An 11,675-nucleotide genomic window follows, 5' to 3' on the forward strand; every position below is an offset into this window, starting at 1 on the left:
GGCCCTCGCGGGTCCCGCCGGGCCCCGTAGGCAGGCATCCCCCTTGCGCAGTACACTAGGGGGTGTTTTTAACTGGTCGCGAGCATGGCAGCGGAAACCTCTACACCTCTGAATCTGCTGGGTTACAGCCGCAGTCAGCTCACCGAGCTGCTGGCGCAGTGGGGTGAGCCGCGTTTTCGTGCCACTCAGCTCGTCAAGTGGATGCATCAGCGCGGGGTCACCGACTTTGACGCGATGACGGATGTTTCGCGCAATCTGCGCGAGCGCTTGGCGCGCGAAACCGAGATCGCCCTGCCCGAGATCGCGCTGGAGAAGGCCTCCGGTGACGGCACCGTGAAATGGGTGCTGCGTCTGGCGGATGGCAACGCGATCGAGACCGTCTTCATTCCCGAATCCGGACGCGGCACCCTGTGCATCTCTTCGCAGGTCGGCTGCGCGCTGGACTGTACCTTCTGTTCGACCGCTCAGCAGGGCTTCAACCGCAACCTGACGGCCGCCGAGATCATCGGCCAGGTCTGGCTGGCGATGCAGCGCCTGCCGGCACCGGAGGGCCGCCAACGCGCGGTGAGCAATGTGGTGTTGATGGGCATGGGTGAGCCCCTGGCCAACTACGATGCCGTTGTGGCGGCCTGTCAGTTGATGACCGACGACAACGCCTATGGCCTCAGCCGTCGGCGGGTGACGCTGTCGACCTCCGGGCTGGTGCCGGCGCTGGACCGCCTCAGCGAGGACACCGATGTCGCCCTGGCGGTCAGCCTGCATGCCCCGAACGACGAGCTGCGCGACCGCCTGGTCCCGATCAATCGCAAGTACCCGATCGCGCGCCTGATGGAGAGCTGCCGGCGCTATGTCGAGGCGACGGGCGCGCACAGTGGCGTGACCTTCGAATACGTGCTGCTGGCCGGCGTGAATGACCGCCCCGAACATGCCAATCAGCTGGCCGGCGTGCTGCGGGGCATCCCCGGCAAGATCAATCTGATCCCGTTCAATCCGTTTCCCGGTGCGCCTTTCGACCGTCCTGCGGAAGCGGATATCGAGCGTTTCGAGCGTCAGCTGCAGAAGGCGGGTTATGTCACCACGGTGCGACGCACGCGTGGCGATGACATCGATGCTGCCTGCGGACAGCTGGTGGGGCAGGTGGAAGACCGTACCAACCGGGGGATGCGCATGATTCGTCTGCACGCCGAACTGCCTGAGCGCCCGCGGAGGGCCTCTTGATGGGGCTTCGCTGGGGGCGCCCGGCCGTCGTGGTACTGCTGGGGCTGGCCCTCGGAGGATGCGCGGCGATGGCCGAGCGCGAGGTAACCGGAGAACGCGCAGAGGCCGCGGAGGTCAACGCCGAGCTGGGTATCGGTTATCTGCGCGAGGGGGAGGTCGACCAGGCCGAGCGCAATCTGAAGCGGGCGCTGGAGTTCGATCCGAACCATCCGCTCGCCAATCTGGGCATGGCCAATGTCTACGAACGCCGGGGTGCGCATGAGCGCGCGGAAGAGCACTACCGCCGGGCACTGCGCCGAGACGATGGCAACCCCTACGTGCAGACCAGCCTTGGGGCCCTGTTGTGCCGGCGCGAGGCCTTTGACGAGGCGCAGGAGCTGTTTGCCAAGGCGATCGACAATCCCGATTACGACCAGCGCGAGATTGCGTTGATGAACTCCGGGGTGTGCTTCGCCGATGCCGGGCAGACGGAACGCGCCGAGGAGAAGCTGCGCGAGGCGCTGCGGATCAACCCGCAGTACCCGCGTGCCCTCCTGGAAATGGCAAGCCTGACCTACGAAGACGACCGCCCGATGCAGACAAGGGCATTCCTGCAACGCCTGGAAGGGCTGGGTGTGGAAAGTTCCGAGACGCTGTTCCTCTGCTATCGGGCGGAACTGGCGCTCGGGAACCGGCGTGCGGCGAACGACTGCGCGGAACGCCTGCGGCGTCAGTACCCGGACAGCATGGAGCTGGTCCGCCTGGAAGACATGGAGCGCAATGGTGGCTGAGCCGCGTGATGACAAGGAGCCGGGTCTGGGCCGGGTCGAGGAAGTCGACGATTCCGTTTCCGAGATGGAACCGTTACGAACCACGGACGATGACCCCCATGCGGCCCCGGAGTTTCCCGCTGCAAGTGGGCTGACGACTCGGGATCAGCCCCCGCCTCCCGATCCCGAGGGTGGGGAGGGCGAGCCCGGCAATAGCCTGCGCCGCGCGCGCGAGGCCGCCGGTCTGGATACCGCCACGCTGGCACACCGGATCCACCTCGGTCGCGGGACGCTGGAAGACCTGGAGGCGAACCGGTTTGACCACATGGCCCCGGCCTATGTACGGGGCTATCTGCGGGCCTGTGCGCGCGAGTTGGGGGTGAACGCCGATCCCTGGCTGCGCGCCTTCGAGGGCCATGGCCTGACCGAGCCGGAGCTGCGGGCGGTGGCTACGGCCTCGGCCCGGAGCAAGAGGCGGCGGCGTTCCAGTGCGCCGTACTGGCTGACCTTTCTGCTCCTGCTGGCGCTACTGGGTCTGGGGGTTTACGCGTGGTCAGAGCGCGGCGGCGGTACGCCGTCATTCCCGTCTCTGGGATGGCTGGAAGACGATCGCAGTGTCCCGTCCGAGGATGCCGCCGCCCGCGCGCCGGATGATGAATTGAGTGCGCCGCCGTCGTTGATCGAGGAAGCGGAACCCGAGCCCGAGGCGCCGAGGGCTGCGGAGACGGATCCCGAGGTCAGTGAGGCTGGTGCAGAACAGGACCCGGAACCCGCGATGGACACGCTGGCCGAGCCGGTGCCCGCAGAGGACACGGCGACCGACGAGACCTCCACTGAAGAGGCGGCCGAATCCTCGACGTCCGGCCCGGTGTCGGAAATGACGTTACTGACCGGTGGTGCCGCCGTGGCCCAGGACCAGGACGAGGATGCGGCCGCACCGAATGGTGGAGAGGCCGATCGCGACGGCCTGTACCGACTGGTGCTGGAGGTCAGCGAGACTTCCTGGCTTGAGATTCGCAATGCGGACGACGAGGTCGTGTTTACCGGTGTGCTGAGCAGCGGCGACCGTGAGGAACTGGAACTCACGCTTCCCGGGCGTGTGGTCCTGGGGAATGCCCGGGGCGTCGAACTGACCCTGGATGGCGAGCCCTTTGACTTCGAGCCCCATGTCCGGGGAGACCGCACCGCACGCTTCGACCTCGAACCCTGATCTTTCGACGCCGGCTACGCGCCCTGGGCAGGCCGGTCCCGAGTCCACAAAGGCAACATGAAAGCGATCAAATCCATTCGCGGGATGCACGACATCCTGCCCGAGTCGATCCACGTCTGGCAGCACCTGGAAGACGGCCTGCGCGGCCTTCTGGATGGCTATGGCTATCAGGAGATCCGGATGCCGGTGGTCGAGGCGACGGAGCTCTTCAAGCGCTCGATCGGTGATGTCACGGACATCGTCGAAAAGGAGATGTATACCTTCGAGGACCGCAATGGCGACAGCCTGAGCCTGCGGCCCGAGGGCACCGCTTCCTGCGTGCGCGCCGGGATCCAGCACGGCCTGCTGCACAACCAGGTTCAGCGCCTTTGGTATTTGGGCCCGATGTTCCGGCACGAGCGCCCGCAAAAGGGTCGCTACCGGCAGTTTCACCAGGTGGGTGTCGAGGTGTTCGGGCTGCAGGGCCCGGATGTGGACGCCGAGATGATTGCCATGACCGCCCGGCTCTGGAAGCTGCTGGGCCTGGAAAATGTGCGCCTCGAGCTGAACACGCTGGGGACGCCGGCAAGCCGCGCCCAGTACCGGGACCAGCTGATCGCCTACTTTGAGCAGCATCGGGATTCGCTGGACGAGGAGGCGCTGCGGCGGCTGCACGACAACCCCATGCGCATCCTCGACAGCAAGCACCCGGAGACGCGCGCCGTGGTGGCGAACGCGCCGAGCCTGATGGATCACCTGGATGCCGAGTCGCGCACGCATTTCGACAGCCTGTGCGCGCACCTGGATGCATTGGGTATCGAGTACGTCCATAACCCGCGGCTGGTGCGCGGTCTGGACTACTATACGCACACCGTGTTCGAGTGGATTACCGACGACCTCGGGGCGCAAGGCACGGTCTGCGCCGGCGGGCGCTATGACGGCCTGGTGGAACAGCTGGGGGGGCGTGGCACCCCGGCCATTGGCATGGCCATGGGGCTGGAGCGCCTGGTCGCGCTGCTGGAGGCCCGGGAAGATGCACCGCAGCCGCCGGGGCCGGATGCCTACCTGGTCGTGGGCGGTGACGAGCTGGTGGGGCCCGCGCTGGAGCTGGCCGAGCGGCTGCGCAGCGAACTGCCCGGGCTGCGGTTGGTCCAGCACTGCGGGGGCGGCAGCTTCAAGTCGCAGATGAAACGGGCGGATCGGCTGGGCGCCCATTTTGCCCTGGTGCTCGGAACTGACGAACACGCCGCGGGCACCGTGACGGTGAAGCCGTTAAGATCGCCCGGAGCCGAACAAACTGCCGTACCGCGCGAGGAACTCGCGCGCCATCTGGAACAGGCCCTGCACGCGTCCGCCGCCTGACGAACGTCAAGGCGCGTACCGCAACCGAAGGATCAAGAGGACGATGAGCTACCTCACCGACGAAGAAAAAGCCGAACGCATCAAACAATGGTGGTCGGATAATGCCATCGCCATCATTGCCGGTCTGGTGCTGGGCATTGGCGGCCTGATCGGCTGGAACTGGTGGAGTGGCCACCAGGACGAGCGCGCGGCCGGCGCCTCCGACATGTATATCGCTATGCAGGGCGCGGCGCAGACCGGCAACAACGCCCGTGCGATGGAGCTGGCCGACCAGCTGATCGAGCAGGGCCGGGGTACGCCGTATCGCTCGCTGGCCTGGATCTTCCGCGCAGACCTGGCGGTCTCCGAGGGCGACCACGAGGCGGCCATAGAGGCCTTGCGCTCGGCGCGTGATGCTGCGCCGGATCGGGGTTACCGCGAACTGCTCACCCTGCGCATGGCGCGGCAGATGATTCTGGCGGAGCAGTATGACGATGCCGAATCGGCCCTTGGCGACGTGCGCCGCGATGCGTTTCGCGGCCTGCGCCTGGAACTGGAAGGCGACCTCGCGCGGGCGCGCGGGGATCGCGACCTGGCCCGCGAGCGCTATCGCGAAGCGCTTGACCATGGCCATACACCCGAATACCTGAGCCTGAAGTACGAAGAGCTCTCGGCCTAAAGGAACTGACCTCCCATGTCCGTGTCTGCCCCGACGAAGACCGCCGTGCGCCTGCTGATTGCCGGTGCGCTCATGCTGTCGCTGAGTGCCTGTGGCCTGTGGCAACGCGATACCACGGAGCCCCCGGCCGATCTGCCCGAATTCGAGGCGGAGGCGCAGCCGGAGCAGCTGTGGTCGCGCTCGGTCGGGAGCGGCGGTGAGCGCTTCCTCTGGCAGGTCTATCCGGGGGTGGTCGACGACATGCTGGTGATGGTCGATGCCGATGGCCGCGTCTCCGGGCTGAATCCGGAAACCGGGAGCCAGCGCTGGCGCGTACGCCTGGACGACGCCCGGGTGTCGGCGGGTGTTGGTGTGGGCGACGAGATCGCGGTGGTCGGCACTCTGGATGGCGAGGCTATCGCGGTGGATCTGCAGGGTGATGGCGAGCGTTGGCGCTCGCGTCTGTCCAGCGAGGTCGTGGCGATTTCGGACGTCGCCTCGGGTGTTGTGATTGCGCGCACCAACGATGGTCGCGTGCATGCCCTGGATGCGGCCTCCGGCGCCACGCAGTGGACCGCGCTGCGGACCACGCCCTCGCTGAGCCTGCGCGGTGCGCATCGGCCCCAGATGACGGCCGGGCGCGTACTTACCGGCTTCGATAACGGGCGTGTGGTAATGCTCGGGCGGGAGCGCGGCAACGTACTGTGGGAGACGACGCTCGGCATCCCGACCGGCCGCTCGGAGGTGGAGCGCATGGTCGATGTCGACGGTTACATGCCGATCTATCAGGGTGCGGCGATCGCATCCGGCTATCAGGGGCGTCTGGCCGCCATCGACCTGAATTCCGGCGAAATCTTCTGGGCCCGCGACTTCTCGTCCTATCAGGGTGGGGATGTGACGAACGAGGCGAACGTCCTCGCGGTCACCGATGCCGAGAGCCACCTGTGGGGGCTGGATCCGCGCAATGGCGCCGATCTCTGGCAGAGCGAGCAGCTGCGCCTGCGCGGCGTCACGGCCCCGGTTGTGGTCGGTGATTACGCCATCGTCGGCGACTACGAAGGCTACCTGCACTGGTTCCACCTCGAGGACGGCCGCATCGTGGCCCGTCTGCGGGCGAGCTCCGGCGCGGTCGTGAGCCGCCCTGTGCTGGTGGACGACATCCTCTACGTGGTGACCGACAACGGTCGGCTCACCGCGGTCAATCCGCGTCTGGACTCCGGGGAATGAGCGTCGCTGGCACGTACCCCCGGATCCAGCTGTTGCGGTAGCGTTGCCTGATGATCCCTGTCATTGCCCTGGTCGGCCGACCCAATGTCGGCAAGTCGACCCTGTTCAATCAGCTCACGCGCTCGCGTGATGCGCTGGTGGCCGATGTCGCCGGCCTGACCCGCGATCGCCAGTACGGCATCGGCAAGGTGGGCGACTTCCCCTACCTGGTGGTGGATACCGGTGGTCTGTCGGGCGAGGGTGCCGAGATGGACCGGGCGATGGCCGAGCAGACCCAGCGGGCCGTCGCGGAGGCGGACCATGTCCTGTTCCTGGTGGATGCGCGCGATGGCCTGACGCCGCAGGACCAGGCGATCGCCGACCAGTTGCGTTCGGCCGGGGTCAAGGCCCGGGTCGTGGTGAACAAGACCGACGGCCTGGATGCCGACGCCGTGAGCGCCGAGTTCTATACCCTGGGCATGGGCGAGATCACGTCGATTGCCGCAGCCCATGGTCGTGGCATCAAGGGCCTGATGCAGAAGGTCCGGCGGGCCGTGGCCGCCGAGCGGCGCGAGGCCGAAGCAGCCGAGGGTGCAGCGGAGGAGGCCGCGGAGGACGGACTGGACGAGGCCTCGCAGCAGGCCGCGCTGGACGACTGGCCGGGCATGCGCGTGGCCATTGTCGGGCGCCCGAATGTCGGCAAATCCACGCTGGTCAATCGCATCCTCGGCGACGAGCGCGTGGTGGCCACGGATGTCGCCGGTACCACTCGTGATTCCATCTTTGTCCCGTTCTCGCGCGATGGGCAGGATTACACCCTGATCGATACGGCGGGGGTGCGGCGCCGGGCGCGTGTACACGAGGTCATCGAGAAGTTCAGCGTGATCAAGACGCTGCAGGCGATCGAGGCCGCGCATGTCGTGATCCTGGTGATGGATGCCCAGGCCGGGCTTTCGGAGCAGGATGCTCACCTGCTGGGCCTGGTGATCGACTCCGGTCGCGCGCTGGTGCTCGCGGTGAACAAGTGGGACGGCATGGCGCCGGAGGAACGCGAGCGCGTGCGCGACGACCTGGATCGGCGCCTCGGCTTCGTCAATTTTGCCCGGCTGCGGCTGATCTCCGCCCTGCATGGCACCAATGTGGGGCACCTGCTCGAAGATGTGCAGGAGGCCCATGCCAGTGCGTTCGCCAAGGTCTCGACCCCCGAGCTGACCCGCTTGCTGGAGAGTGCCGTCGCCGAGCATGCTCCACCGCTGGTCAGCGGTCGCCGCATCAAGCTGCGCTACGCCCATCAGGGCGGGCAGAATCCCCCGGTCATCGTGATCCATGGCAACCAGACCGATGCCCTGCCGGGCAGCTACAAGCGCTTCCTGGAGAACTTCTTCCGCAAGCATCTGGGGCTGGTGGGTACACCGCTGCGCATGGAGTTTCGCTCGGGCCGCAACCCGTATGCCGGTCGCCGCAATACCCTCACGCCGCGCCAGCAGCGCAAACGAAAGCGCATGATGCGCCATGTCCGCCGCTGATCCGAGCCGGGCATCACTGGAGGGGCCGAGTGCCCCTGCGCTGTCCGCGTTCGGCCGAGCGGTCGAGCCCTTCCGGGTGATGGATATCCTGGCGCGCGCCCAGGCGGCCGAGCGTGCCGGGCGCGATATCATCCACCTGGAGGTGGGTGAACCGGACTTTCCCACGCCCCCCGCGGTGCTGCGCGCCGGGGAGCTTGCGCTGGCGGCCGGGGATACACGCTATACCCCCGCGCATGGCACCCGCGAACTGCGCGAGGCGATCGCGGCCGATTACCGGCGGCGCCATCAGGCCGACGTCGACCCCGAACGCATCGTGATCACGGCGGGGGCCTCAGCCGCGATCCTGCTGGCGCTGGCCGCTGGAGTGAATCCCGGCGAGGAAGTGCTGCTCCCGGACCCCGGCTATGCCTGCAACCGTCAGTTTGTCGCCGCGCGCGGCGCGGTGCCGGTCGGGCTGCCGGTGGCGGCCGAGCACGCCTTCCAGCCGACGGCCGAGGCGGTGGCGCAGGCCTGGGGCGAGCGAACCCGGGCCATCCTGCTCGGCTCGCCGGCGAATCCCACCGGTACCCGGCTGTCCGCCGATCGTCTCGCGGCCATCGTGGATGTTGTGCGGGCGCGGGGCGGCCTGGTGATCGTGGACGAGATCTACGGCCAGATCCTGTTCGATGAGCCGCAGCGCAGTGCCGCGGCCTTCCATCCCGATGTCATCGTAATCAACAGCTTTTCCAAGTACTTCGCGATGACCGGCTGGCGCCTGGGGTGGATGGTGGTCCCGCAGCCGTGGATCGACCCGGTTCGCAGGATTGCCCAGAACCTGTTCGTGGCCCCGGCCAGCATGGCGCAGACGGCCGCGGTCGAGGCCTTCGCGCCCGAGACCGAGGAGATCCTGCAACGCCAGGTGCGCGAACTGCAGACGCGGCGTGACGTGCTGCTCGAGGCCCTGCCGGCGCTGGGCCTCGAGGTCCAGGCCCGTCCCGATGGGGCGTTCTACATCTATGCCGACTGCACGGCACACGGGGGTGACTCCGAGGCACTTTGTGCACGCATCCTCGACGAGGCAGGCGTGGCGCTGACGCCCGGCACGGACTTCAGCCCTAGCGCAGGCCAGCGCTACCTGCGCATCGCCTACACCCAGCGCGAGTCACGCCTGCGCGAAGCACTGGACCGCCTCGCGTCGGTCCTCGCCTGACACTCACCTGTTTGAGGCTGGCCCTGGTTCGGCACCCGGTTTTACGGTGGCTTCGTCTTGCCGCCTGCCAAGCGCTGTTTCGCCAGCGCACCCCGAGTTACTTCTTTGCTCGTGCAAAGAAGTAACCAAGAAACACGCCCGACTGCCGCGACCCCGGCCCGCTATGCGGGCCGGGGTTTCCCTCGCTCCGAGGGTTTTCGCGGGCGGCGCTGAAACTCGCTACGCCTTCGGCTTCGCTCAGACAGTCAGCGCCTTTCTTCCCGCGAAAACCCTCTCCACTCGGCGTGACTACAACGGGGGTGAAGGTCAAGACAACGGCTGCCCTGGCGCTCGAGCTTATGGATGGAGGCTAGGTCTTCGGACATCTTCGGCACGCGCGGCCTTCGGCCTTGGCGTGCCGCGCCCGCCAGCGGGCGCCAGGGGTAGGATGCTGATGAGCGCAGCGAATCGCATCAGGGTTGCCCCGACGTTGGCATGGTGCGTTTCGCTGCGCTCAACGCACCCTACAGCTCAGGGCTCACCTCTGATGCTGGAACACCGCCTGTTTTGACCTGCCCTCCCGATATGAGCCCCTTGTGGAGGGCGTGACAGGCCGGGAGAAGGCGCTGACTGTCTGAGCGAAGCCGAAGGCGTAGCGAGTTTCAGCGCCGCCGGCCTGGCGCGGCCGGAGCAAGGTTCCCGGGCGAATCCCGGGCGTGTTTCTTGGGTACTTCTTTGCACGAGCAAAGAAGTACCTCGGGGCGCGCTGCCGAAACAGCGCCTGGCAGGCGGCAAGACGAAGCCACCGTAAACACCGGATGCCGAACCAGGCCCAGCCACACCGTGGCAACGAGCTTCGCCGTGTGATCAGGAATATAGCGTTAAGACTTGGTGGGGGCGGTGGCGGGGTCAGCCTCGTAGGAGGCCCCCTCCGGCGGCGTTAGCAGCAGCGCATAGCGCCGCAGTATCCAGATGCCCCGCTCGAACAGGCTAGTCGCGCCGAACACCGCTTCGCGTACGCTGCCGTCGAGATCACTGGAGGCGAGTAGGCGGCGACGGATGGAATCCATCAGCTCTGAGCGATCATGGGTCAGGGACTGCAGCAGGGCGATGTCGTCGGCATCCCCGCTGCGCGCCGCGTCGGTCAGCGTCAGCAGCATCATGTGCAGGGTCTCGACCAGGTTGTGGGTCAGGGCGCGGGCTTCGGCGGAGGCGTCGGCATTGAGCGAGCGCTCGATCTCCGTGGCGAGGTCGTTCAGCGTATCTTCCAGCTGCAGCAGCAGCTGATTGCGGTTCTTCAGCACGATCGCATGATCGAGGGTGGCCCCGCTCAGGGCACCGGAAAGGATCTCGTCGAGAAATTGCTCGATTGCCTCGGTGACCTGCAGGTTGCCGCGGTGCAGGGCCAGGCGCTCGTGGTGGGCACCGTCGCTGTCATCGCGCACGCTTTCGAGGTAGTCGGGCAGTCGCTTGAGCAGGCGCAACTGTTCCTTTTCCACCAGCACCAGCGCGGACCCGGCGTCGTTCTGTGCCCCGGCGTAGATGAAATTCGGCTTGCCCAGGGCCTCTTCCTCGGTTGGCGGTGCGGTGCGCTCCAGGAAGCGCGCGACGGGGCCGTGCACCGGGTGCATCGCCAGGTCGCAGACGACCTGGTAGAGGATGTAGGCCAGCGCGATCTGCAGGCTGATGCCGATCGCGAGCGCTTCCAGGCCCGAGGCGATCAGCGGGACGCCGCCGTAGAACTCGATCCAGAACAGCGGCAGCAGGAGGATCAGACCCAGTCCCTTCAGGATGAACTGATAAAGCGCCAGCTGGCGGCCCAGTCCCTTGTGCGAGGCGGCGAGGATCAGGGTCGACACACCGGTGCCGAAGCTCGCCCCGTAGACGACCATCAGGCCGTATTCGAGATCGATCACGCCGCTGGCGGCCAGGGCCATCGTCACGATGGTGATACTGGAGGCCGAATGCGCGATCACCGCAAACACCAGGCCGGTGGCGAATGCGATCAGCAAGGACTGCGCCGACAGCGACATCAGGCCGGTCATCCAGGTCAGCTCGCTGAGCGGTTTGGCGCCTTCCTTGATGAACATCAGCCCGAGGAACAGCAGGCCAATGCCGAGCATGGCTCGGATCAGGTGGCGCAGGCGTGCGGACTGGTCGCGGTCGAAGTAGAACAGCAGCCCCGTAACGCCGACCAGGATGAAGACCATCAGGGTCAGGTCTAGCGCGGCGATCAGGACCAGCAGCGAGGTGCCCAGGTTGGCGTAGTTGATCACCGGCTGGGCACGGCGGGCGTCGAGTACGCCGGCGGTGACCAGCGAGATCAGCACAAAGATGACCGCGTGGATGCTTTGTGTAATCGCCCCGCCGACCAGGCCGAGGAACGCGGCCGCCCGGTTGGAGCCCGTGGCGCGCCCGACCAGTGCCCGCAGGCGCTGGTCCGCGAGCTGGCGCAGGTGCTCGCTGATCAGGCGTATGCCGACGAAGAACAGGCCGAGCCCGGCAAACAGCGTCGCCGCGATCTCGAAGGTGATCATCCACTCGCCATTCATCCGCGCATTCTAACGGGGCCTTTTGTGGTCTGCGTCCGCGTCCGTGAGGTGGTCGTGACAAGGAACGC

Annotated in this window: 9 protein-coding genes; 8 read left to right on the plus strand and 1 reads right to left on the minus strand. The window is 66.9% G+C overall.

Annotated elements, in window-relative coordinates:
* Positions 1-84 precede the first annotated feature (84 nt).
* From F468_RS0104630 to F468_RS0104665, 8 genes are read left to right on the plus strand one after another with little or no spacing between them, the layout of a single operon-like run.
* Positions 85-1,218 carry a bifunctional tRNA (adenosine(37)-C2)-methyltransferase TrmG/ribosomal RNA large subunit methyltransferase RlmN gene (locus F468_RS0104630; protein WP_018138257.1) on the plus strand — a complete coding sequence of 378 codons (1,134 nt, stop codon included), beginning with the start codon at positions 85-87 and terminating at the stop codon, positions 1,216-1,218.
* Positions 1,218-1,988: a type IV pilus biogenesis/stability protein PilW gene (gene pilW / locus F468_RS0104635; protein WP_018138256.1), complete on the plus strand. Its 771-nt coding sequence runs from the start codon at positions 1,218-1,220 to the stop codon at positions 1,986-1,988. The genes F468_RS0104630 and pilW overlap by 1 nt, the downstream gene beginning before the upstream one ends.
* Positions 1,978-3,177: a RodZ domain-containing protein gene (locus F468_RS0104640; protein ID WP_018649003.1), complete on the plus strand. Its 1,200-nt coding sequence runs from the start codon at positions 1,978-1,980 to the stop codon at positions 3,175-3,177. Before pilW ends, F468_RS0104640 begins: the two co-directional genes overlap by 11 nt.
* Positions 3,178-3,234: 57 nt before the next feature.
* Positions 3,235-4,518 (plus strand): histidine--tRNA ligase, encoded by a 1,284-nt coding sequence (gene hisS / locus F468_RS0104645; protein WP_018174745.1) that lies wholly within the window; start codon positions 3,235-3,237, stop codon positions 4,516-4,518.
* A 43-nt stretch (positions 4,519-4,561) separates the two neighbouring features.
* The gene (locus F468_RS0104650) at positions 4,562-5,176 is read left to right on the plus strand and encodes a tetratricopeptide repeat protein (RefSeq protein ID WP_018138253.1); all 615 of its coding nucleotides are present in this window, start codon (positions 4,562-4,564) and stop codon (positions 5,174-5,176) included.
* A gap of 15 nt (positions 5,177-5,191) precedes the next feature.
* Positions 5,192-6,382, plus strand: a complete 1,191-nt coding sequence (bamB, locus tag F468_RS0104655; protein ID WP_018174746.1) for an outer membrane protein assembly factor BamB — start codon at positions 5,192-5,194, stop codon at positions 6,380-6,382.
* A 50-nt stretch (positions 6,383-6,432) separates the two neighbouring features.
* The gene (gene der / locus F468_RS0104660) at positions 6,433-7,887 is read left to right on the plus strand and encodes a ribosome biogenesis GTPase Der (RefSeq protein ID WP_018994683.1); all 1,455 of its coding nucleotides are present in this window, start codon (positions 6,433-6,435) and stop codon (positions 7,885-7,887) included.
* Positions 7,874-9,076, plus strand: coding sequence for an aminotransferase class I/II-fold pyridoxal phosphate-dependent enzyme (locus F468_RS0104665; RefSeq protein WP_018994684.1), 1,203 nt, complete (start codon positions 7,874-7,876; stop codon positions 9,074-9,076). The genes der and F468_RS0104665 overlap by 14 nt, the downstream gene beginning before the upstream one ends.
* Before the next feature lie 860 nt (positions 9,077-9,936).
* Here the strand turns inward: F468_RS0104665 and F468_RS0104670 are convergent.
* Positions 9,937-11,607, minus strand: coding sequence for a Na/Pi symporter (locus F468_RS0104670; protein WP_018994685.1), 1,671 nt, complete (start codon positions 11,605-11,607; stop codon positions 9,937-9,939).
* Positions 11,608-11,675 lie beyond the last annotated feature (68 nt).

Source organism: Thioalkalivibrio sp. ALJ2 (assembly GCF_000378325.1).
GTDB lineage: Bacteria > Pseudomonadota > Gammaproteobacteria > Ectothiorhodospirales > Ectothiorhodospiraceae > Thioalkalivibrio.